Consider the following 23,059-nt stretch of genomic DNA (forward strand, 5'->3'; position numbering starts at 1 on the left):
TTAGTCGCCGTAGAGCTTAATGCTCAGAATATTAGTAATCGAACGACCGTTCCAGTGATACTCCAGATGCTCTGCCTGCGTCACTTTTTTGACCAGGCAGGGCCGATAAAGCACATAGCAGGTGTGGCCGGTATGGCGCACCGAACAGTAGTGAATACCGTCCCTTCCCTGCATTTTTTGCCCCTGTGCAAAGACCTTCGACTGGCTGTAGTCCGTGGCATGATAGAGCGGTGATGAGATAAACGGCTCGCGAGTGATATCCACTAAAGCCGCATCAAATTCCGTATACAGCACCCGCATCTGAACCTTTTGCGCGGGCTCGTTGGTATAGCCGAAGATGCGTTCCTGATGGTACACCGTCTCCTTCACCGCCGTATCCAGCAGCGGCGCGCAATAATAGCCGCCAAAATCGCCGGTCGTGAAGCGTGCGCCTTCAGGGTTGATATGCGTAAAGGCAGCCATCACGTAACTACTGCCGTTAAGCCCAACCAGCCAATCTGCTTTCGGCACGCGCATCAGTTCGCCGGCCTGCTCCAGCAACCGTTCGTTGGTCAGCGCTTCAATGGCCCAGACGGCTTCAAGTTCATCAATGCTGGCGACATCTTCAAACAGGTCGATGGTGGGATAACGGCTGGGAATGATCCGGTAGGCAACCGCATCCGTTAACTCAATGAGGGATGGCGCTTCAGTGTTCAAGCCATCCCTCCTCGCCAGGACTGAAGTCGGGACGCAACCTCATAGAGATCGGCAACCCGGCCACCGTTCATCACGTCCATGGCCGAGCGTCCGGCAAAGAAAGGATGCGAGTTCGGTTTACGCACCCAGCCGTAGATGCTGTCATCGGCGGTGAACAGTAACCGCAGGCACTTATGGATGTTCAGGATGTAGCTCATCCGTTCCTGGATATCCACACTTAAGCGAATGCCGCCCTTCGACTCTTTATATTTGTTCAATGTTGAACGTGAACTGATACCCAGCAATCTCAGTTGTTCATCTGTGTTGCACTGCCATTTTTCCAGTATACGGAAAACAACCGGCAGCGCTTTGCTGGTATCAACACTCCCATTTACATGGCTTTCTTGTACTGTGGCCATATGCCCTCCCGTACGTTATCTCCGTACATCATCCGTGAAGCGGTGTGTACATTTAATAACGATTGTAGTGTAAATGTTCAATAATGTACATCTCCACCTGAGAGAGCACGGCTGGCTCATCAGAAAATTATGCCGGGTCCGGGACCTTCGCCAGACTGCGCCAGATACCGGCAGCCAGCAGAAGCAGCAGCACGCCCGCCGTCGCCAGCACAATGCTGTGCGAGTTGATAAACGCCGTTTTTGCCGCTTCAATCAGGCTTTGCGCCGGAATAGCAGGCATTGACTGCGCCAGCTTTATCGCTTCGCTAATCGATGAAGCCGCCTGCTCGGCCGCCGCGCCGTTTACCCCGTCTGGCAGCACAATCGACGAGGTGTAGCTGCGGGTCAGGATCAGGCCGAACAGCGCAATGCCCAGCCCCGCGCCCAGCTCGTAGGCCATGGTTTCAATGGCTCCTGCCGCCGCCGCTTTCTCTTTCGGCGCCGCCGCCATAATCGCTGAACTGGAGGCCAGCAGTGCGCTAGCCACGCTAAAGCCCAGCAGCGTCATCAGCCCCCATGCCAGCCACTGTTGGGTGCTGAAATCGGTCATCGACAGGCCAATGAAGCTCAGCGCGCTTAACAGCATTCCCCCGGTCGCCACTTCACGCAGCCCCAGCTTCGACACCAGCATCCCGGCAATCGGGCCGCTAAAACCGCTCGCCACCATCACTGGCAGCATAAACAGCCCGGCTTCAAACGGCGTTTTGCCATGCACAAACTGCAGTTCCTGCGCCATCAGCAGCTCAAACCCAACCAGGGTTATCAGCGCCGTCATTGCCATCATCACCCCGCTTAAAATAATGCGATGGGTAAAGAGGCGCATATCGACCATCGGGCGCGCGGCAGAGAGCTGTTTGCGGACAAACCAGTACAGCATGCCGGCGCCGGCAATCGCCGCCACCGCCACCAGCCATAGCGCAAGCTGCCCCTTCAGCGCCGATTTAGCGCTAAATACCAGCATCAGAATGGCGGCAATCAGCACCAGCGCCTGGAAAAGATTCAGCGGCTGTTCACGTCGCGCAGGCTGGCGCGGCACAATTCGGGCATTAATGGCAATCACCACCAGCACAATCGGGACGTTAATCAGGAACACCGAACCCCAATAGAAGTGCTCCAGCAGCATGCCGCCCACCAGCGGGCCGAACGCCGCACCGCCGGAGCCAACGGCCGCCCACAGGCCCAGCGCCATATTACGGTGACGGGCTTCAGCAAAGGTGGTGCGGATCCCGGCGAGTGTGGCCGGTACAATCATCGCCGCACCAATCGCCAGCAGCGCGCGGGAAGCAATCAGCGTTAGCGCAGTCGGCGAAAACGCCGCTGCCAGCGATGCCAGGCCGAAGATCCCGCTGCCGAGCAGCAGCAGACGTTTAAAACCGATCTTGTCGCCGAGTGCGCCCATTGGCAGCACCATTCCGGCCATTACCAGTGAATAGATATCAATGATCCACAGCAGCTCATTGCCGCTGGTGCCCAGCGCGACGCTCAGCGTCGGCGCGGCCACGTGCAGCACGGTGGCATCGATCGCCACCGGGATATAGACCATCAGGATAGCCATGAGCGTTAACCATTGGCGTGACATTTTTTTGTTCCTCACATCATGTTGCATTGTTGGACATGCGTCCAGGAACGGGATCCTGCCGGATTGTTGAACGTATGTCCAATTCTTTGTTATCCTCAGTTAAACCCTACTTAAACGAAGAAAAATGAATTATTTAACCCGAGAAGAACGGCGGGAAGCGATCCTCAAAACCGCCATGCAGGTGGCGCTAAACGGGGGGTTTAACGCCATGACCGTACGCAATATTGCCAGCGTCGCCGGTGTATCCAGCGGCCAGGTACATCACCACTTCACCTCTATTGGTGAACTCAAATCCCTCGCCTTTGTCAGGCTGATCCGTGAAATGCTCGATATGCCGCTGGTGGCCGATGATGCCAGCTGGCACGACCGACTCTTCTCGATGCTTGGCAGCGACGATGGACGCCTTGAGCCCTACATACGTCTGTGGCGGGAAGCACAACTATTGGCAGACAGCGACAGCGAAATTAAAGGTGCCTATCTGCTGACGATGGATATGTGGCATAAGGAAACCGTCTCGCTGATTCTGCAGGGCTCGTCAGCCAATGAATTTCATCCGATAGACAGTGCAGAAAATATTGCCTGGCGATTAATTGCATTAGTGTGTGGACTAGATGGAATTTATGCACTAGGGATGGCGGAAATAAGTGATGAGATATTCGCTCGCTATATACAACATTATATTACGCTAGAGCTCAACCCCGCTTAATTTACATTTAGTAACAATTAACAACGTTTTATTCACGGCGCGTTTTCTTACAACGCGCTTTTTTTATCTATTCTTCAACGATAAAGCGATAAAACGGCCTGGCAATAATAATCCCCTCTACCTACATCGCTGTTTTTCCTTTGTTTCTTTTTTATGACGCATTTCCCGAGGGTTATATGGTAAATAACGAGAAAGAGAATCATTATCTTTTAAAAGAGTGGAAACCTGAAAATCCCGGCTTCTGGGAAAATAAAGGAAAATCAATTGCGAGGCGAAATCTGTGGATTTCCGTTGCCTGTTTATTGCTTGCCTTCTGCGTCTGGATGTTATTTAGCGCAGTGGCGGTCAATCTCAATAAAGTCGGTTTTAATTTCACCACCGACCAGCTCTTTTTATTAACCGCGTTACCTTCACTTTCTGGTGCCATATTACGTGTCCCCTACTCCTTTATGGTACCCATTCTGGGCGGGCGCAAATGGACGGTGTTAAGTACGGTCATTCTGGTGGTGCCGTGCCTCTGGTTGGGCATTGCCATTCAAAACACCTCTACCCCTTACGAAGTATTTATCATCATCGCACTGCTGTGCGGCTTTGCCGGGGCCAACTTTGCTTCCAGCATGGGCAACATCAGCTTCTTCTTCCCGAAAGCAAAGCAAGGCAGCGCGCTCGGCATTAACGGTGGGCTCGGCAACCTTGGCGTCAGCGTGATGCAGATGGTTGCCCCGGCGGTGATCTTCCTGCCGATCTTCACCTTTATTGGCGTTCATGGCGTGCCGCAGGAAGACGGTTCTATTCTGTCGCTGGCCAACGCCGCCATTATCTGGGTACCACTGCTGATTATCGCCACCATTGCGGCGTGGGTAGGGATGAACGATATCGCCAGCTCCAAAGCCTCGGTGCGTGACCAGCTTCCAGTGCTGAAACGCCCGCATATGTGGCTGCTGAGCCTGCTCTATCTGGCGACCTTCGGCTCATTTATCGGCTTCTCTGCCGGCTTTGCGATGCTGGCGAAAACCCAGTTCCCTGACGTTAACATTCTCAAACTCGCCTTCTTCGGGCCGTTTATCGGCGCGCTGGCGCGTTCCTTCGGTGGTGTGATTTCCGATCGTCTTGGCGGCGTGAAGGTAACGCTGGTGAACTTTATATTGATGGCAGTGTTTACCGGCCTGCTGTTCCTGACGCTGCCAGGCAGCGGCTCCGGCAGCTTCCTGGCCTTCTACGTGGTGTTTATGGGCCTGTTCCTGACCGCTGGTCTCGGCAGCGGCTCCACCTTCCAGATGATCGCGGTGATTTTCCGGCAAATCACCATCGATAGCGTCAAAAAACGCGGCGGCACGGATGAAGAAGCCCAGCACGAAGCGGTCACTGATACCGCCGCAGCGCTCGGTTTTATCTCCGCTATCGGCGCGGTCGGCGGCTTCTTTATTCCGAAAGCCTTCGGCACCTCTTTAGCCATGACCGGTTCACCGGTTGGCGCCATGAAAGTGTTCTTTGTTTTTTACGTCGTCTGCGTGCTGGTGACGTGGCTGGTCTATGGCCGACGCACACCGGCAAAAAAATAACGAGAAATTTGCCGGATGGCGGCTAACGCCTTATCCGGCCTACGGGGTCGAGCGGTCTTGTAGGCCGGATAAGATGCGCGAGCATCGTCATCCGGCAAAGGCACGATGCCGAACATTATCGAAGCAGGAGAAATGTCATGAGTAAATTACTGGATCGCTTTCGCTACTTTAAGCAGAAAGGCGAGACCTTTGCCAACGGTCACGGACAGGTGTATGACAACAACCGTGACTGGGAAGACAGCTATCGTCAACGCTGGCAATTCGACAAGATCGTTCGCTCTACCCACGGGGTGAACTGTACGGGCTCATGCAGCTGGAAGATCTACGTTAAAAACGGGCTGGTCACCTGGGAAACCCAACAGACCGACTATCCCCGCACCCGCCCTGACCTGCCTAACCACGAACCTCGCGGCTGCCCGCGCGGTGCCAGCTACTCCTGGTATCTCTACAGTGCCAACCGTCTGAAATACCCGCTGGCGCGTAAAAAGCTGATTGAGCTGTGGCGTGAAGCCCTCGCCGAGCACCCGGACCCAATGGTGGCCTGGGACAGCATCATGAAAGACCCGGAAAAGACCCAGAGCTATAAGCAAGCACGCGGTAAAGGCGGCTTTGTGCGTTCATCGTGGAAAGAGCTTAACCAGCTGATTGCCGCCGCCAACGTCTGGACAATTAAAAAGTACGGCCCCGACCGCGTGGCGGGCTTCTCGCCTATCCCGGCGATGTCGATGGTCTCTTACGCCGCCGGTACCCGCTATCTCTCCTTGATTGGCGGCACCTGCTTAAGCTTCTACGACTGGTACTGCGACTTACCGCCAGCGTCACCAATGACCTGGGGCGAGCAGACCGACGTGCCGGAATCCGCCGACTGGTACAATTCCAGCTATATCATCGCCTGGGGCTCCAACGTGCCGCAGACCCGTACCCCGGACGCACACTTCTTCACCGAAGTGCGCTACAAAGGCACTAAAACCGTCGCCATCACCCCAGACTTCTCGGAAGTCGCCAAGCTCAGCGACCAGTGGCTGGCACCGAAACAGGGTACCGACAGCGCGCTGGCCATGGCGATGGGCCACGTGATCCTCAAAGCCTTCCACCTCGATAACCCGAGCGAATACTTCATCAACTACTGCCGCCGCTACACCGACATGCCGATGCTGGTGATGCTCGACAGCCGCGACGACGGTTCCTATACCGCAGGCCGTATGCTGCGTGCGTCGGATCTGGTGGATGGGCTGGGGGAAGCCAATAACCCGGAATGGAAAACCGTGGCCTACAACCGCGACGGCGAACTGGTAGTGCCTAACGGCTCTATCGGCTTCCGCTGGGGCGAAAAAGGCAAATGGAACCTCGAATCGCTGGCCTCCGGCAAAGAGACCGAGCTGACGTTGTCACTGCTGGATAACCGCGATACCGTCGCGGACGTGGCGTTCCCCTACTTTGGCGGCAACGAAAACCCGCACTTCCGCAGCGTCAAACAAGACCCGATTCTGGTGCGCAAGCTGCCGGCAAAACAGCTGACCTTTGCCGATGGCAGCAGCCGTCTGGTAGTGAGCGTCTATGACCTGGTACTGGCGAACTACGGCCTCGACCGCGGTCTGGACGATGACCTGGCGGCGAAAAGCTTCGATGAAGTAAAAGCCTACACCCCGGCCTGGGGCGAGCAGATCACCGGCGTATCGCGCCACAACATCGAAAAGATTGCCCTCGAGTTCGCCGACACCGCGCACAAAACGCACGGCCGTTCGATGATAATCCTCGGTGCCGGGGTTAACCACTGGTACCACATGGACATGAACTACCGTGGGATGATCAACATGCTGGTGTTCTGCGGCTGCGTCGGTCAGAGCGGCGGCGGCTGGGCGCACTACGTGGGCCAGGAGAAGCTGCGTCCGCAAACCGGCTGGCTACCGCTGGCCTTCGCGCTGGACTGGAACCGCCCACCGCGCCAGATGAACAGCACCTCCTACTTCTACAACCACGCCAGCCAGTGGCGCTATGAGAAGCTGACCGCGCAAGAACTGCTCTCACCGCTGGCCGACCCGAATAAATATACCGGTCATCTTATCGACTTTAACGTCCGCGCCGAACGTATGGGCTGGCTGCCATCCGCACCACAGCTCAACCTCAACCCGCTAACCGTGAAGGCGAAGGCCGCAGCGGCAGGCATGACGCCGCAGGAGTTCACCGTTCAGGGGCTGAAATCTGGCGATATTCGTTTTGCCAGCGAGCAGCCGGACAACGGCGCGAACCACCCGCGTAACCTGTTTATCTGGCGCTCCAACCTGCTGGGTTCTTCCGGTAAAGGCCACGAATACATGCTGAAGTACCTGCTCGGGACCGACAGCGGGATTCAGGGCGACGATCTGGGCTCGACCGACGACGTCAAACCGGAAGAAGTGGAATGGCAGACCGCCGCCATTGAGGGCAAACTTGACCTGCTGGTGACCCTCGATTTCCGTATGTCCAGCACCTGCCTGTTCTCCGATATCGTCCTGCCGACCGCTACCTGGTACGAAAAAGACGATATGAACACCTCGGATATGCACCCGTTCATTCACCCGCTCTCCGCCGCCGTTGACCCGGCGTGGGAATCAAAAAGCGACTGGGAAATCTACAAAGGCATCGCCAAAGCGTTCTCGGAAATCTGTCAGGGGCATCTCGGCGTTGAAACCGATGTGGTGCTACAACCGCTGCAGCACGACTCTCCGGCGGAGCTGGCGCAGCCGTTCGCCATTCAGGACTGGCGCAAAGGCGAATGTGACCTGATCCCGGGCAAAACCGCGCCGAACATTATCGCGGTCGAACGTGATTATCCCGCCACCTACGAGCGCTTTACCTCGCTTGGCCCATTGATGGACAAACTCGGCAACGGCGGCAAAGGTATCGGCTGGAAAACCCAGACCGAGATAGATTTCCTCGGCAAGCTCAACTACGTCAAGCTCGACGGCCCGGCAAAAGGCCGCCCGTGCATTGAGACAGCGATTGATGCCGCCGAAGTCATCCTCACCCTCGCACCGGAAACCAACGGTCAGGTAGCGGTAAAAGCCTGGGAAGCGCTGGGCGAATTTACCGGCCTCAACCACACCCATCTGGCGACCAACAAAGAAGACGAGAAGATTCGCTTCCGCGATATTCAGGCGCAGCCGCGCAAAATCATCTCCAGCCCGACCTGGTCCGGCCTTGAAGATGAACACGTCTCCTATAACGCGGGTTACACCAACGTGCACGAACTGATCCCATGGCGCACCGTGTCGGGCCGTCAGTCGCTGTATCAGGATCACCCGTGGATGCGCGATTTCGGCGAAAGCCTGGTGGCCTATCGCCCGCCAATCGACACCCGCAGCGTCAGCCATATGAAGGAAATTCCGCCGAACGGTTTCCCGGAAAAAGCGCTGAACTTCCTGACGCCGCACCAGAAATGGGGCATTCACTCCACCTATAGCGAAAACCTGCTGATGCTGACGCTGTCGCGCGGCGGGCCGATCGTCTGGCTGAGCGAAACCGATGCCAAAGAGCTGGGGATCGCCGATAACGACTGGATTGAAGCATTCAACGCCAACGGCGCGCTCACCGCCCGTGCGGTGGTGAGCCAGCGTGTACCACCGGGCATGACCATGATGTACCACGCCCAGGAACGCATCATGAACATTCCAGGCTCGGAGGTCACCGGACGACGCGGGGGTATTCATAACTCGGTCACCCGTATCTGCCCAAAACCTACCCATATGATCGGCGGCTATGCGCAGCTGGCCTATAGCTTCAACTACTACGGAACGGTCGGTTCGAACCGTGATGAGTTCATTATGATCCGCAAAATGAAAAACATTAATTGGCTGGATGATGAAGGCAATGACCAGGTTCAGGAGGCAGCAAAATGAAAATACGCTCCCAGGTTGGGATGGTTTTAAACCTTGATAAATGCATTGGCTGCCACACCTGCTCCGTGACCTGTAAGAACGTCTGGAGCAGCCGCGAAGGGATGGAATACGCGTGGTTTAACAACGTCGAGACCAAACCGGGCATCGGTTTCCCGAAAGACTGGGAAAACCAGGAAAAATGGCAAGGCGGCTGGGTGCGCGGCATCAGCGGAAAACTGACCCCGCGCATGGGCGGCCGTCTGGGTGTGCTGTCGAAAATCTTCGCCAACCCGCTTATTCCGGGTATTGACGATTATTACGAACCGTTCACCTACGACTACCAGCACCTGCACAATGCGCCGGAAGGTAAAAACCTGCCGACCGCCCGCCCGCGCTCGCTGATTAGCGGCCAGCGGATGAACAAAATTGAGTGGGGTCCGAACTGGGAAGAGCTGCTCGGCGGCGAGTTTGAAAAACGCGCCCACGACCAGAACTTTGCAGCGATGCAAAAAGAGATGTACGGCCAGTTCGAAAACACCTTCATGATGTACCTGCCGCGCCTGTGCGAACACTGCCTGAACCCAAGCTGCGTCGCCACCTGCCCGAGCGGTGCGATTTACAAGCGTGAAGAAGACGGCATCGTGCTGATTGACCAGGACAAATGCCGCGGCTGGCGTATGTGTATCACCGGCTGCCCGTACAAAAAGATCTACTTTAACTGGAAGAGCGGCAAGTCCGAAAAATGCATCTTCTGCTACCCGCGTATTGAATCCGGCCAGCCGACGGTCTGCTCAGAAACCTGCGTGGGCCGTATTCGCTACCTTGGCGTGCTGCTGTATGACGCCGACCGCATTGAAGAAGCCGCCAGCACCGAGCATGAAACCGATCTCTACGAGCGCCAGTGCGACGTGTTCCTTGACCCGCACGACCCGGCGGTAATTGAAGAGGCGCTGAAACAGGGCATCACCCAGAACACCCTCGATGCCGCCCAGCGTTCACCGGTGTACAAAATGGCGATGGACTGGAAGCTCGCCCTGCCGCTGCACCCGGAATACCGCACCCTGCCGATGGTCTGGTACGTGCCGCCGTTGTCACCAATTCAGTCGGTTGCTGATGCCGGTGGTCTGCCAAAAACCGACAGCATTCTGCCGGCGGTAGAAAGCCTGCGTATTCCGGTACAGTACCTGGCGAATATGCTTAGCGCGGGCGATACCGGCCCGGTACTGCGCGCGCTGAAACGCATGATGGCGATGCGTCACTACAAACGTTCTCAGACCGTTGAGGGCGTGACCGATACCCGCGCAATTGAAGAAGTGGGCTTAAGCGAGGCACAGGTTGAAGAGATGTACCGCTATCTGGCGATCGCCAACTACGAAGACCGCTTCGTGATCCCAACCAGCCACCGTGAAATGGCGGAAGATGCCTTCCCGGAAAGCAAGGGCTGCGGCTTCACCTTCGGCGACGGCTGCCACGGGTCGGACACCAAGTTCAACCTGTTTAACAGCCATCGTATCGACGCCATCAACATCGGGGAGAAAAACTAATGCGGATCCTGAAAATCATCGGGCTGCTGCTGGAGTACCCCGATGAGCTCAGCTGGGACAACAAGGATGAGCTGTTTGCGTTAATCGACAGCGACGCCCCAGCGCTGCGCCCGTTCCTCGAACAGCACCTGGCGGCCTCGCTGCTCGATAAGCAGGCGGAATGGTGCGAGATTTTCGAGCGCGGCCGCGCGACGTCACTCATGCTGTTTGAACACGTACATGCGGAATCTCGTGACCGTGGTCAGGCGATGGTTGAGCTCATGTCGCAGTACGAACAGGCCGGTTTGCAGCTCGACTGCCGCGAACTGCCTGACCATCTGCCGCTCTATCTCGAGTATCTCAGCATTCTGCCACAGGCTCAGGCGCAGGAAGGCCTGCAAAACGTGGCGCCGATTCTGGCGCTGATTGGCGGGCGACTGAAACAGCGCCAGGCCCCGTGGTATCAGCTGTTCGATACCCTGTTGGCGCTGGCCAATACATCATTATCAAGTGACAGTGTCACAAAACAGGTGGCGGGCGAAGCACGAGACGATACCCGCCAGGCGCTGGATGCGGTCTGGGAAGAGGAACAGGTGAAGTTTATCGAAGATAACGCCACCACCTGCGACAGTTCCCCGCTGCAAAGCTATCAACGACGCTTTAGCCAGGACGTGGCGCCACAGTACGTGGACGTCCGTGCGGGAGGCCCGAAATGATACAGTACCTCAACGTCTTCTTTTACGACATCTACCCTTACCTCTGCGGCACGGTGTTTCTGCTGGGCAGTTGGCTGCGCTACGACTACGGTCAGTACACCTGGCGCGCCTCCTCCAGCCAGATGCTCGACAAGCGCGGGATGGTGATTTGGTCCAACCTGTTCCACGTCGGTATTCTGGGGATCTTCTTCGGCCACTTCTTCGGCATGTTAACGCCGCACTGGGTGTATGAATCCTGGCTGCCGCTGTCGCAGAAACAGCTGATGGCGATGATCCTCGGCGGTGCCTGCGGGGTGCTTACGCTGGTCGGCGGCGCTGGCCTGCTGATTCGTCGTCTGTTCAACCCGCGCATTCGCGCCACCTCGTCGACGGCGGATATTCTGATCCTCAGCATTCTGCTGATTCAGTGCTGCCTCGGCCTGAGCACCATTCCGTTCTCCGCGCAGCACCCGGACGGCAGCGAAATGCTGAAGCTGGTCGACTGGGCGCAGGCGGTAGTCACCTTCCACGGCGGCGCGTCTGCACACCTGGACGGCGTGGCCTGGGTTTATCGCGTGCATCTGGTACTCGGCATGACCATCTTCCTGCTGTTCCCGTTCACCCGTCTGGTGCACGTCTGGAGCGCACCGGTGGAATACCTGACACGTCGTTATCAGGTCGTGCGCTCACGCCGATAGCAACTCGGCCCCTGTAGGCCGGATAAGGCATCGCCGCATCCGGCAACCAGCACCAAATGCCTGATGGCGCTTCGCTTATCAGGCCTACATCTAACCTGGCCGAGCATCGCGACGCCGGGTTTTTTATGCCACAAACAAAATACTAAACCTAATCTCAACCACTTTATCTTTCAGCACCGCAATTAATAATAACGCGCTATATTACGCTCGTTGAATTTGCCGTGGCACCTGAGGTACACGGAAAATATAAATTCACTCAGCATCGTAATTAATAATCTTGTTATGGCGAGGCTCCTGAATAAACATAAGTTATCGCCCTGGTGGTATCGAGAGAGACCATCACAGGGAAATACAGGCATCCATCGAATCAAGGTGTTGCCAAGATAACTTCTGACGGCTCAAGGCCGTACAGATACGTTGTTCAGTGCTAAAACCGGGACGTAGGGATTTTTCTCAGCTCTTCCAGTTTTGTTCGCCCTATATAGAATTTCTATAGGGAACATTTTGATGTCTTATATTCATGCCACTGCGCCGCACTACCCAACCGCTCCTGTAACGGGCGATAATATTGCAAGCTACATGTCGAACACGTTTATTTCGCTGCCGGAACCGCTCAGCGTAAAAGAAGCGCGCGAGATGTTCCTGCGACAATTAAATAACGACCACTTCCCCTGCGCCGTATTCGTGGTGTCCGGTGACAACCTGCGTGGAATATTATCAACGCGCACGCTGTTACAGGCGTCCGATGATAATCAGCCGGTCGCGCAGTTGATGACCACCACCTTATTCCACGTCGGCCCGGACGATACCCGCGACGTGGCGGCGGGACTTATCGAAAAGCATCGGCTGACGCTGCTACCGGTGATTGAAAACGGCAAACTTATCGGCTGCCTGAATGAAAAAGAGATAGACCAGCTGTTAGCCGATGAAATCACCGAAGACGCGCAGCTTCAGGGGGCCACCCTGCCGCTGGAAAAACCGTATCTGGAGATAAGCCCGGTGACGCTGTGGAAAAAACGCGCCGTCTGGCTACTGCTGCTGTTTATCGCCGAAGCCTACACCAGCACCGTTATCCAGCACTTTGAAGAGGCGCTGGAGTCCGCCATTGCGCTGGCGTTCTTTATCCCACTGCTGATTGGCACCGGGGGCAACAGCGGCACGCAGATCACCTCAACGCTGGTGCGCGCCATGGCGCTGGGCGAAGTGGGACTGAGGGATCTGGGGCGTATTCTGCGTAAAGAGATGTCGACGGCGATGCTGGTTGCCATCACTCTTGGCGCGGCAGGTTGCCTGCGGGCGTGGATCATGGGCATTGGCCCGGAAATTACCTTTATCGTCAGCCTGACGCTGGTGTGCGTTACCATCTGGAGCGCAATCGTCTCCTCGGTGATCCCGCTGGTTATCAAACGCGTCGGCATCGACCCGGCGGTGGTTTCCGCGCCGTTTATCGCCACGCTGATTGACGGCACCGGGCTGATTATCTACTTCAAAATCGCCCAGCATTTCCTGGGGTTAAACTAACCCGTTACCGCTGCTGAATGCCTGATGGCGCTACGCTTATCAGGCCTACATTCCCGTAGCCCGGCCAAGCGAAGCGCCGCCGGGGTTTGGCACGGTGCTAATTCCCGGCAGCGCTTCGCTTGGCCGGGCTACAGGATGAAGGTGTCGCCGGTTGCCGGGGAGATAATCTCCGGCAGCCACAGCTTGGCCCACGCACCGGTACAGTGGCAGCCCATCACCTTATCAGGCTTGAGCTGCTGTAAAAACTGCCTCACCTGCCAGAGCGTACGCGGCGAAGCGCTGCGCAGATGAAAGCCGCCGATAATCGCGTGAACCTTGTCGATTCCGGTAATCTGCTGGCAGTGCCGCACAATGTTGATAATCCCGCGATGCCCGCAGCCGGTAATAATCACCAGCCCGTGCTCAGACAAATAAATCAAAACGCCCTCATCTATCACGTAATCCGTCTTATCGCCGGTCACGCCGTAGGCTTTGGGGCTATCAACGGCTATCTCCCCTGACCAGATAAAACGGTCGCTAATGTGCAGCGGCGCGCGGGTGTACTCCATACGATGGCGAGCATAATCAATCTCCAGCGAGAGCTTTTTGATTTTATGAACGCGCCCCGCCACATTCAGCGCGGCATAGCGCTCGTTGCCGATAGTCGGGTGGCAAATAATGCGGCTGTTATCCGGCAGCCAGGGGACGCCGCCGCAGTGATCGTAGTGACCGTGCGAGAGCACCGTCGCCGTAAGGTTATCCAACGAAATACCCATCTGCGCGGCATTGTGCTGGAAGCTGTCGTCTGGGCCGGTGTCGAAAAGAATCGAGGTACTTTCATCCTTGAGCAGCAGGCTTAATCCCGCTTTGGCTCTCAGTCCGCTATCAGCGCCGCGAGCCAACTGGTTTTCAAGTAACACATGGATCGTTAATGCCATCATCTCATCCCTGAAAATTTGTAGCCCGGCCAAGCGAAGCGCCGCCGGGGTTTAGCTCTGTGCTACTTCCCGGCGGCGCTTCGCTTGGCCGGGTTACGGGTTATTTTCCGGCTTCGGGGTGGGTGTCGAATGCCGCCATAATGGCCGCCAGCTCGCTAACGCTAAAGCCGTATTTCGGATCGGTCACGCCAAGCCCGAAGCGGGTTTGCAGCGCTTCGTACAGCGCGGGCACGTCCGGGAAATCAATCTTCTCCACCACATGGTTGTTATCCCAATGGGTAAAGTGGAAATTGGTCAGCGTCATTTTGCCGCCGTCCGGCAGATGACGGCACATCAGCAGATGGTGACGGAAATGCGACTGCGGCCAGTGTGCCGACCAGAAGTTGCCCATCACGTAATCCGACGCGTACTGGCGGCCCAAATCGAAGTGATACATCGACTGCCAGTGGTCGTGATGGCTGAACTGTAAAATCCACTCCTGGTTTTCATACAGCAGACGGTAGTCGCCGTGCGGCGTGGTCTGGGTGATATCTGCCAGCAGCTTGATTGGCGCGGTCAGCGTCTGGCCGCCGAAACCAACGTCAGCAATCCAGCGCTCACCATCGACGTCCACCAGTAGCAGGCGGTGAGTACGCGGCGGCATCTGCGGCGGATGCGCCAGCACCACGCGACCCAACAGGCTGCGCACGTGGAAACCGAGTTCACGCAGCACGCGCTCAAACAGACCGTTTTGTTCGAAGCAGTAGCCGCCACGACGCGCGTGAACCAGCTTATCTTCCAGCGATTGATCGTCGAGGTGCATCTCGCGCGGCAACAGCACGTCGAGGTTCTCGAACGGAATGGCGCTGTTGTGGTGGATATGCAGACTGCGCAGCGTCTCAATAGATACGTCGGGGGTTCCCGTCCAGCCGAGACGGGCAAAATAGGCGCTTAAGAAAGGGGTCATCAAAGCCTCCAGCGTTGGTGTCCGTTCTTTATAACCTATTTCGCCCCGTCCACTGGCCGATTTGTGCGATCGGTTAACCTACCGTGTACTTCGCTGCATTAACCCCAGCGCGGTCAGCATTAATGCCAGCCCGACGAACAGCGTCAGGCTCGCCATCGCCATTCCCTGGCCGACCGAACCCTGCTCGAACTGCCGCCAGATAAACACCGCCACGGTCTGCGTTCCCGCAGGAGCCAGCAGCAGCGAAGTCACCAGCTCGCGGGAGGCCACCGCAAACACCATCAGCATCGCCGCCAGCAGCGCCGGGAACACCAGCGGCAGCACAATCAGCCGTAGCGCCTGCCACGGCGACGCACCGTGCACCCGCGCCGCCGGTTCCAGGTTATTCCCCAGTTGACGCAGCGCGCTGCCGACATAGCGCACCGGCCATGGCAGCAACAGGCAGCAATAAGAGAGCAGCAGCATAAACCACGTATTGTAAGGAGAGACCGGCCAGAACGGCTGGTTCCACAGCAGAATCAGCCCAACGCCCACTACCACTCCCGGCAGCGCCGCGGGCATCAGCGACAGCGCGTCAATCAGCGCGGTGCCTTTGATTTTCTGAACCAGAACCAGCCAGGCCGCCACCAGCCCGAGAAGCCCGACAATCAGCGCTGACGCCAGCGCCAGCGATAAACTGGTACCCAGCGCCGACAGCGCATCGCCCTGCTGCGCGAACAATGCGCTAAAGTGTTTCAGCGTAAAGTTGCCCCTATTCACCCCGCCGGAGAGCGTGCCCATCAGGCTGGTTGCCACCATTGATGCACCGGGAAGCAGCACCGCCAGCCCGCCAACGCCCCCCATGACCAGCAGCGCGGGCAACGTCATAACACCAAGCGCCGCCCCGCTGTTCTCCCCCGGTTTTCCGGTAACGCTGGTCACTTCCGTCGTTCCCGTCAGCCGTTTTTGCAGCCACCAGGCCAGCAGTGCCACGGTAATCAACAGCACCGAGAGCAACGACGCGCTGGTGAGATCGATAGGCCAGTCCGCGAGCTTTTTCTCAATACCCACGGTGAGCATCACCACGCCAGCCCGTGAGCCCAGTGCGGCGGGAACGCCGTACTCTTCAATCGCCAGAGTGAAGGCCAGCAGCATTCCCGCCGCCAGCGCCGGAGAAAGCATCGGCAGCGTGACGTGCCAGAATGCCCGCCAGGCGTTCGCGCCGTGAACCCGTGCGACAATAGCCAGCCGCTGCCCGCTCGCCAGCAGGCTACGCGAGACGGCAAAATAGACCACAGGAAAGATATTCAGGGTCATCACCAGCACGATCCCGGCGCGGCTAAACAGCAGATCGTTGAGATCCCACCCGGTCAGCTGCTGCAGGTAGCCGTTATGCTGCAACACCAGCATCCAGGAGAGCGCAGCGATATACGGCGGCGTGAGAAACGGAATTAAAAACAGCAGATCCCACAGCTTCGGCAGCGGCAGGTTAAACAGCCCGCGCAGCACGCCGAGCGGCAGACCGATAATCACGCTCATCAACGCCACGCCGCAAGCAATCCACAAAGTACCGCCCAGCATCGGCATCAACTGCGGATCGCTTAGCAAAGCAGAAATTCCGCTAAACGGCTGATGCAGCGAACCGGCGCTGAACTGCGGAAAAATGGCCTGTAACAGGATAAAAAAGAGCGGTAACGCCACCAGCACCACCAGCGCGATGAGGGTCACAATAGAGAGGGATTTTTGTTTCACCCGAAATTCCAGATCGTAGCCCGGCCGAGCGAAGCGCCGCCGGGTTGTGCACCAAGCTGATTCCCGGCGTCGCTTCGCTCGGCCGGGCTACGGAGATTTACTGCCCGAACAACGTGTTAAACCGAGCCAGCACGGCGCTGCGCTCGCTGCTGCCATCGCTGGTGGTTGGCAGCACTTTCAGGTCTTTCAGCAGCGGGCGCTTCGCCGGCACATCGCTGCGCGCAGGCATCAGCCACGCCTCGGCCACCATCGCCTGGCCTTCCGGCGACAGTACGTAGTCGACAAAGGCTTTCGCCTCATCCGCATGCTGGGTGGTTTTGAGGATCATCATCGGGCGGGGCGCAATCACCGTGCCGCTGGCCGGGAAAATCACCTTCAGCGATTCGCCCTGATCGATATTGCCGTAGGAGACATAGTCCACCGCGCCAAATACCGCTGCTTTCGCCCCCTGCATCACCGGCGTCACCGCCTGCGCGTTCGGCCCGCTCACCACCATGCCGTTCTTTTTCAGCTCATCAAACAGCGCCCAGGCTTTATCGCCCATGCCGTTTTGTAACCCGATCAGCAAATCGAGCGAGGCGCCGGAAAGCGCCGGGTCAGGCGTAGTAACTTTGTCTTTAAAGGCCGCTTCGGTCAGGTCGCGCCACTCTTTCGGCTCTGGAGTACCGCTTTTGGTATTCCAGACAATCCCCAGCGCTGAAATACCCTGCGCCACATAGTCGGCAGATTTCAGCGCCGCCGGCACCTTATCGGCGTTCCCGCTCTGATACGGCAGCAGCCAGCCGCGGCCGTGTAAATCTTCAGCGGTGTCCCACGAGGCGGAAATCAGCACGTCCGCCTGCGGGTTAGCTTGCTCGGCCTCCAGACGCGCCATCACCTTGCCGGTGGTGGCCTGGAAGATATTCACCTTCACGCCGGTTTTCTTTTCATAGCCGCTTGCCAGATTCTTGGCCAGCGAACCTGGGCCAGCGGTGTATACGGTCAGCGCATGGGCGCTGGAAATCATCGAAGCAGATAACATCATCGCGAGCGCAACGCCTTTTTTAACGGATTTCATACAAGTTCCCCTGAGGTAGAAGCAACGGTGCGAACAGCAGCAATGCTGCCCGCAGAAAGGTGCACGATTCGGTCAGCCAACAGTTCGGCCTCGCGGCGGTCATGGGTGACGTAGACGGCGGTGATACCAAGCTGGCGCAGCAGTCGGCTCATCTCCAGACATAACGATTCACGCAGTTCGCTATCGAGGTTGGAAAGCGGTTCATCAAACAGCAGTACCCGAGGTTCGGCGACGATCGCCCGTGCCAGCGCCACGCGCTGCTGCTGTCCGCCGGAGAGCCCGGAAGGCTTGCGTTCGCCGAAGCCTGAAAGCCCGACCATCGCCAGCGCATCATTAACCCGACGCGTCCGTTCATCTCGGGCCACGCCGCGCATTCGCAGCGGAAAGGCGACGTTTTCAGCGGCGGTCATATGCGGCCACAGCGCGTAATCCTGAAAAACCATGCCGATATCCCGCTGCTCGGGCGGTAGCCCCCAGCCGGGTCTGGCAATCAGACGGTCGCCGAAATGGATTTCACCTTCAGCGGGAACGGTGAGCCCTGCCAGCAGGCGCAGTAACGTGCTTTTGCCGCAGCCGGAAGGCCCAAGCAATGCCACGATGCTGCCTGCATCGATCTGCAGGTTGATGTGATTAAGAACGGTGGTGGCGCCGAAAGCGAAGGAAACGCCATCGAGCCGAATGCCAGTCAGCGCGCGCATTATCGCCCTCCCCGAATGGAAAGCGGTGCTTTACCCGTGGTCGAAATCCGACGGGCCGCGCTCACCTGCATAAACATCAGGGGAGCCAACATATTGTTATCCTCTTTGGGACTTAGTGCTGGCGACTATAGGCAGGTGATATGACGTATTGATTACGCTTTTATGGCGATTTAGTGTGTAGCTAATTGCATCCCACTATTCAGGAAATCCTTATGAGCCGTTTTCGCCCCGTTGAACTTCATCACGCCAGCCGCCTGCTCAACCACGGCCCAACCATCCTCATCACCAGCTTCGACGTCGACTCACAGCGCCGCAACGTGATGGCCGCCGCCTGGTCAATGCCGGTGGAGTTCGAGCCGCCGCGCATCGCTATCGTGGTGGATAAGAGCGCCTGGTCGCGGGAAATTATTGAGCGTAACGGCACCTTCGGCATTGTGGTGCCGAGCGTCGCCGCCGCCAGCTGGACCTACGCGGTAGGCAGCATCAGCGGGCGCGAGGAGGATAAATTCAACGCCTACGGGATTCCGGTGGTGAAAGGCCCGGTGCTGGGGCTACCGATGATAGAAGAGAAGTGCCTGGCGTGGATGGAGTGCCGACTGCTGCCCGCCACGGCTGCCGCCGGGCAGTACGATACGCTGTTTGGTGAAGTGGTATCCGCCGCGGCGGATGAACAGGCATTCGTCGCCGGGCGCTGGAATTTCGACGACGATAAGCGCAATACGCTGCATCATCTCGGCGCGGGAACCTTTGTGGCAAGCGGAAAACAGATCCGAGCAAACACGCCTGAGGAGTAACCTGATACTGGTAGCCCGGCCAAGCGCAGCGCCGCCGGGAATAGCGCCGAGCCTCCCCGGCGGCGCTTCGCTTGGCCGGGCTACGAATGGCTTACATGCTGTAGCCGGGTTTTTTAATCAGCTCATCCATCTGCGGGGCAATCTCGGTGTCCCACACCTGCTGCCAGTCGCTCTGCTGCACCTGGTTCAGGGCGACGCTTACGGAGCTGTCTTTGGTACTCAGATGGCGAATCAGCACTTCGGTGATGTCCGCCGCCAGCGCGGTTTTTTGTTCATCGTTCAGGTCGCGGGGAAAACATTTGATATCAACGTGTGGCATCTGCAGGGCTCCTTATGGTTAGAGCCATAAAGCTACCATAGCCTGGCGTAAACCACTGCCTTTTCGTGCGCTTAAGCGGCAGATTGCTGCGCTTTTTCCGCCTGTAACTGCGTGATAAATGCTTCGGTTTCGCGCTGATTACGCAGCCGCACAAAGCGAATATGCTGCCAGGCCGGATCGGCCATATCACGTAGATAGCGCTCGCGATTTGGCCGCCAGGTTTTCAGCGTCCAGAGGATGATGGAGTCACGGCTGAAAAAAGAACGCCGGAAGCTCTCACGGTTTCCGGTACCCGGCCACAGCTCCTGCTGTCGCCACGCGCGGCCTGCGGCGCGCCAGACTGCCTGACGGAAAGTACGCCAGAAGCTGTAGTCCACCCACACCACCAGATCCACCTCGCGCCACTTTACCGGGCGGCTGCGATTGTAGTTACCGTCCAGCACCCAGCCGGGCGCCGCGGTTGCCTGTCTCAGCGCGGTAAAGAGTTCCTCATCGGTGACGCCCTGCCAGTCTGGCCGCCAGTACAGCGTATCCATTTCGATATAGGGCACGGAAAACAGCGTCGCCAGACGCTTTGCCAGCGTTGACTTACCCACGCCGCTGGTGCCTACCACGTTGATTTTCATTGGTCTCTCACTCACGTTCCCGGGTTGCATATCACGCAACGAACATTAAACTAAAAAAATCCTTCTGGAGCTATGAACCAGATTCATTAATGGCCATATCCCATGCTTAAAGACAACATCAACGATCTCATCTCTTTTATGGTCGTGGCGCGCGAGCGCAGTTTTACCCGCGCGGCGGCGCAATTAGGCGTATCACAGTCGGCGCTCAGCCATGCCATGCGCAATCTGGAAAGCCGTCTCGACGTGCGTCTGCTGACGCGCACCACCCGCAACGTGGCTCCGACCGAGGCGGGCGAAAAGCTCTACCAGCGCCTGAGCCCGCATTTGCAGGAGATTGCGCAGGAGATTGCCGCCCTGCGCGACTCCCGCGAGCGCCCGGCGGGCAATATCCGCCTCACGGCGGGTGAACACGCGATGAACACCATTATCTGGCCGCGTATCAAACCGTTTATGCAGCAGTACCCGGATATCAATATAGAGGTCACCGTCGATAACGGCCTGACGGATATTGTCGATGAGCGGTTTGATGCGGGTATCCGCTTAGGGGAACAGGTGGCGCGGGATATGATTGCGGTGCGCATCGGCCCGGATATGCGCATGGCGGTGGTCGGGTCGCCGGACTATCTGGCAAGTCACGGGGTGCCGCAAACGCCGCATGAATTGCAGCAGCATCGCTGTATCAATATGCGTCTGCCAACCAAAGGCGGGCTGTATGCGTGGGAGTTTGAGCACGACGGCGAGCCGCTGCGGGTGCGGGTTGAGGGACAATTAACGCTTAACTGCTTGCCGCAGCGTATCGAGGCTGCCGAGGCGGGATTAGGACTGGCCTATGTACCGGAAGACACAATTGCGGAGGGCGTTGCCGCCGGGCGCTTGCAGCACGTGCTGGCCGACTGGTGCGTGCCGTTTGCGGGTTATTACCTGTATTACCCAAGCCGTCGGCAGCACACCACCGCGTTTGCGTTGCTGGTGGAGGCGCTGCGCTTCGCGTAGAGACGATGTTGTAGGCCGGACAAGGCGAAGCCGCCATCCGGCAATGTGCACCAATGCCTGATGGCGGCTTTGCCTTATCAGGCCACATTCCCTTAGGAGTCCTGAGCTAAATAGCGGATTTAGGCTGCAGGTTTTCGTCAAACTCAAGGCGCTTTCTGTCCGGCTCGGCTTCGGTTAGCGGCTCCACGGCAACCAGCGTTCTCTGGCATCGCTCAACCAGCACCTGATACTCGCGAGTCCCCTGCTTTTTCCACTCAAGCTCCTGCTCGGTTAAGCTGCGAATCGCCTTCGCCGGGCTGCCGATAATCAGGTAATTCGCAGGCATCTCCGCCCGCGCCTTCACGAATGCGCACGCGCCAACGATGCTGTTCTCACCGATGGTCGCGCCGTCGATAATCACCGCGCTCATGCCGACCAGCGCATTACGACCAATCACGCAGCCGTGCAGAATCGCGCCGTGACCGATATGCCCGTCCTCTTCCACCACGGTGTCCTGGCCTGGGAAACCGTGCATCACGCAGTTATCCTGGATATTCGCGCCATCTTTGACGACGATACGTCCAAAATCGCCGCGCAGGCTGGCGTTTGGCCCAACGTAAACCCCTTTGCCAAGGATCACGTCGCCTATGAGTACGGCGGTCGGGTGAACGTAGCTTTCCGTCGGAACCACCGGGGTCATTCCGTCCATCTGATAAATCGGCATGGCATCTCCTGTTACGCTTCGGGTAATCCCCCAAAACGCTGGTAATAGAGCGGCCCCGGCGCGGGCAGTTCGCCCACTGAGCTTTCGCCTTTTTCGCTGACGAAAGCCTGCGCCCCTGGGGCCACACGTTGATAGATGTTGATACAGAGCTGGCGCGCGGTCTGGCCGAGCCAATGGGCGGGCAGCAGCTCTTCCGGCAGTAGCGGGTCTTTCAGCACCACGCGGCGGTAGAAATGGATCAGCAGCAGGCGAATCTGGAAGCAGCGCTCCGGCGTTAACTCATCCGCCTCGGCATCGCGCAGCAGCGGCAGCAGCGGGCGAAACAGCGTGATAAACGCTTCATACATGGCGTTCTGTTCGGTCAGATGCCAGCACTCCTCTACCCGCTCGCGCAGCGCGGCGCGGGAGAGCGCCAGCGGCGAATGGGCTTCGAAGAAAATCACGTTCTCCGCCACGCCCGCTTCATGCAACAGCGACTGTACGTCCGCCAGCTTTTGCGACGGCGAGGCCAAAAGGCTCGGCGCAAGCACGCCAAACCCCTGCCAGATCAGCTGTTTTTTGACTTCGGCGAGGGTGTTTTTTTCCAGCCCTTCGGAAAGCAGCAGCAGCCAGGTGCCGTCCCACTCCGGGGCGTTGGCGCGATAAATTTTGCTCTCGGCGCGGCGCGTCAGGCGTAGCCCTTTGTCGCTCAGGCGATAGAAGCTGCGGCGGCCAATGCGCACCACGTCCAGCCACTCTTCTTTGTTGAGGCGAAACAGCGCGGTACGCACAAAGCGTTCGCCAAAACCCAGTCCTTCCAGCAGCGCCGCCACGCTGCCAAGCCAGACTTCCCCCCCGCGCTGAGATAAACAGTCACCATACAGCGAGGCGATCAGCGAGGTGCCGCTGATCGGCATCGCGGTGACCGCCTGTTGAATAAAGCTATCGAGTTTTTCCATATGATTCATAGTGTTGTTGTTTTTGTCCTTTTTGAATCATAGCACAGGAATACAGCAGCGAAA

Annotated in this window: 21 protein-coding genes and 1 riboswitch; of the genes, 9 read left to right on the forward strand and 12 right to left on the reverse strand. The window is 57.7% G+C overall.

From position 1 onward, the window contains the following. The 3 genes from ACLGE8_RS00740 to ACLGE8_RS00750 all read right to left on the reverse strand — a co-directional run bounded on the left by ACLGE8_RS00740 (window position 1) and on the right by ACLGE8_RS00750 (window position 2,712). Window positions 1-696, reverse strand: a complete 696-nt coding sequence (locus tag ACLGE8_RS00740; protein WP_410995826.1) for an RES family NAD+ phosphorylase — start codon at window positions 694-696, stop codon at window positions 1-3. Next, window positions 693-1,094 (reverse strand): antitoxin Xre-like helix-turn-helix domain-containing protein, encoded by a 402-nt coding sequence (locus tag ACLGE8_RS00745; RefSeq protein ID WP_410995827.1) that lies wholly within the window; start codon window positions 1,092-1,094, stop codon window positions 693-695. The genes ACLGE8_RS00740 and ACLGE8_RS00745 overlap by 4 nt, the downstream gene beginning before the upstream one ends. A 127-nt stretch (window positions 1,095-1,221) precedes the next feature. Continuing rightward, window positions 1,222-2,712, reverse strand: a complete 1,491-nt coding sequence (locus ACLGE8_RS00750; RefSeq protein ID WP_410995828.1) for an MFS transporter — start codon at window positions 2,710-2,712, stop codon at window positions 1,222-1,224. Window positions 2,713-2,836: 124 nt separating this feature from the next. Here ACLGE8_RS00750 and ACLGE8_RS00755 point away from each other — a divergent pair, with 124 nt between their 5' ends. From ACLGE8_RS00755 to ACLGE8_RS00785, 7 genes are all read left to right on the forward strand, one after another. Next, entirely contained in the window at window positions 2,837-3,418 is a 582-nt protein-coding gene (locus tag ACLGE8_RS00755) for a TetR family transcriptional regulator (protein ID WP_410995829.1), read from the forward strand. A 176-nt stretch (window positions 3,419-3,594) separates the two neighbouring features. Next, window positions 3,595-4,980, forward strand: a complete 1,386-nt coding sequence (locus ACLGE8_RS00760; protein WP_410995830.1) for a NarK family nitrate/nitrite MFS transporter — start codon at window positions 3,595-3,597, stop codon at window positions 4,978-4,980. Window positions 4,981-5,117: 137 nt separating this feature from the next. Further along, window positions 5,118-8,858 (forward strand): nitrate reductase subunit alpha, encoded by a 3,741-nt coding sequence (locus ACLGE8_RS00765; RefSeq protein ID WP_410995831.1) that lies wholly within the window; start codon window positions 5,118-5,120, stop codon window positions 8,856-8,858. Continuing rightward, window positions 8,855-10,381, forward strand: a complete 1,527-nt coding sequence (gene narH, locus ACLGE8_RS00770; protein WP_331387900.1) for a nitrate reductase subunit beta — start codon at window positions 8,855-8,857, stop codon at window positions 10,379-10,381. Before ACLGE8_RS00765 ends, narH begins: the two co-directional genes overlap by 4 nt. After that, a complete protein-coding gene (gene narW / locus ACLGE8_RS00775) occupies window positions 10,381-11,076 on the forward strand; it encodes a nitrate reductase molybdenum cofactor assembly chaperone (protein ID WP_410995832.1) in 696 nt (231 codons plus the stop codon). The genes narH and narW overlap by 1 nt, the downstream gene beginning before the upstream one ends. Beyond that, a complete protein-coding gene (narI, locus tag ACLGE8_RS00780) occupies window positions 11,073-11,753 on the forward strand; it encodes a respiratory nitrate reductase subunit gamma (RefSeq protein ID WP_410995833.1) in 681 nt (226 codons plus the stop codon). The genes narW and narI overlap by 4 nt, the downstream gene beginning before the upstream one ends. A gap of 269 nt (window positions 11,754-12,022) precedes the next feature. Further along, window positions 12,023-12,206: riboswitch (M-box (ykoK) riboswitch) on the forward strand. Window positions 12,207-12,260: 54 nt separating this feature from the next. Beyond that, complete coding sequence (locus tag ACLGE8_RS00785) at window positions 12,261-13,274, forward strand: magnesium transporter (RefSeq protein WP_410995834.1); 1,014 nt, start codon at window positions 12,261-12,263, stop codon at window positions 13,272-13,274. Between the two features lie 128 nt (window positions 13,275-13,402). Here ACLGE8_RS00785 and ACLGE8_RS00790 read toward each other — a convergent pair whose 3' ends face one another. From ACLGE8_RS00790 to ACLGE8_RS00810, 5 genes are all read right to left on the reverse strand, one after another. Further along, window positions 13,403-14,191 carry an MBL fold metallo-hydrolase gene (locus ACLGE8_RS00790; RefSeq protein WP_410996091.1) on the reverse strand — a complete coding sequence of 263 codons (789 nt, stop codon included), beginning with the start codon at window positions 14,189-14,191 and terminating at the stop codon, window positions 13,403-13,405. 100 nt (window positions 14,192-14,291) lie between these two features. Continuing rightward, the gene (gene nhoA, locus ACLGE8_RS00795) at window positions 14,292-15,137 is read right to left on the reverse strand and encodes an N-hydroxyarylamine O-acetyltransferase (RefSeq protein ID WP_185666281.1); all 846 of its coding nucleotides are present in this window, start codon (window positions 15,135-15,137) and stop codon (window positions 14,292-14,294) included. Between the two features lie 78 nt (window positions 15,138-15,215). Next, window positions 15,216-16,868: an ABC transporter permease gene (locus ACLGE8_RS00800; protein ID WP_410995835.1), complete on the reverse strand. Its 1,653-nt coding sequence runs from the start codon at window positions 16,866-16,868 to the stop codon at window positions 15,216-15,218. A gap of 97 nt (window positions 16,869-16,965) precedes the next feature. Continuing rightward, window positions 16,966-17,925 (reverse strand): ABC transporter substrate-binding protein, encoded by a 960-nt coding sequence (locus ACLGE8_RS00805; RefSeq protein WP_410995836.1) that lies wholly within the window; start codon window positions 17,923-17,925, stop codon window positions 16,966-16,968. After that, window positions 17,922-18,626, reverse strand: a complete 705-nt coding sequence (locus tag ACLGE8_RS00810) for an ABC transporter ATP-binding protein (RefSeq protein ID WP_333496987.1) — start codon at window positions 18,624-18,626, stop codon at window positions 17,922-17,924. The genes ACLGE8_RS00805 and ACLGE8_RS00810 overlap by 4 nt, the downstream gene beginning before the upstream one ends. A gap of 209 nt (window positions 18,627-18,835) precedes the next feature. Between ACLGE8_RS00810 and ACLGE8_RS00815 the strand changes: the two genes are divergently transcribed. Continuing rightward, complete coding sequence (locus tag ACLGE8_RS00815; RefSeq protein ID WP_410995837.1) at window positions 18,836-19,417, forward strand: flavin reductase family protein; 582 nt, start codon at window positions 18,836-18,838, stop codon at window positions 19,415-19,417. Between the two features lie 91 nt (window positions 19,418-19,508). On the opposite strand, the gene pptA is transcribed toward ACLGE8_RS00815, so the two are convergent. Together pptA and ACLGE8_RS00825 are read right to left on the reverse strand one after the other, a co-directional pair. After that, window positions 19,509-19,736, reverse strand: a complete 228-nt coding sequence (gene pptA, locus ACLGE8_RS00820; protein WP_410995838.1) for a tautomerase PptA — start codon at window positions 19,734-19,736, stop codon at window positions 19,509-19,511. A 71-nt stretch (window positions 19,737-19,807) separates the two neighbouring features. Next, window positions 19,808-20,362 (reverse strand): AAA family ATPase, encoded by a 555-nt coding sequence (locus ACLGE8_RS00825; protein WP_410995839.1) that lies wholly within the window; start codon window positions 20,360-20,362, stop codon window positions 19,808-19,810. 102 nt (window positions 20,363-20,464) lie between these two features. Between ACLGE8_RS00825 and ACLGE8_RS00830 the strand changes: the two genes are divergently transcribed. Continuing rightward, window positions 20,465-21,355: a LysR family transcriptional regulator gene (locus ACLGE8_RS00830; protein ID WP_410995840.1), complete on the forward strand. Its 891-nt coding sequence runs from the start codon at window positions 20,465-20,467 to the stop codon at window positions 21,353-21,355. 106 nt (window positions 21,356-21,461) lie between these two features. Here the strand turns inward: ACLGE8_RS00830 and paaY are convergent, their stop codons facing one another. Then, window positions 21,462-22,058, reverse strand: a complete 597-nt coding sequence (paaY, locus tag ACLGE8_RS00835) for a phenylacetic acid degradation protein PaaY (protein WP_410995841.1) — start codon at window positions 22,056-22,058, stop codon at window positions 21,462-21,464. A gap of 11 nt (window positions 22,059-22,069) precedes the next feature. After that, the gene (gene paaX / locus ACLGE8_RS00840; RefSeq protein WP_185666271.1) at window positions 22,070-22,996 is read right to left on the reverse strand and encodes a phenylacetic acid degradation operon negative regulatory protein PaaX; all 927 of its coding nucleotides are present in this window, start codon (window positions 22,994-22,996) and stop codon (window positions 22,070-22,072) included. Between the last annotated feature and the right edge of the window lie 63 nt (window positions 22,997-23,059).

The sequence above is a fragment of the Kluyvera sp. 142486 genome (assembly GCF_046569695.1).
Taxonomy (GTDB): domain Bacteria; phylum Pseudomonadota; class Gammaproteobacteria; order Enterobacterales; family Enterobacteriaceae; genus Kluyvera.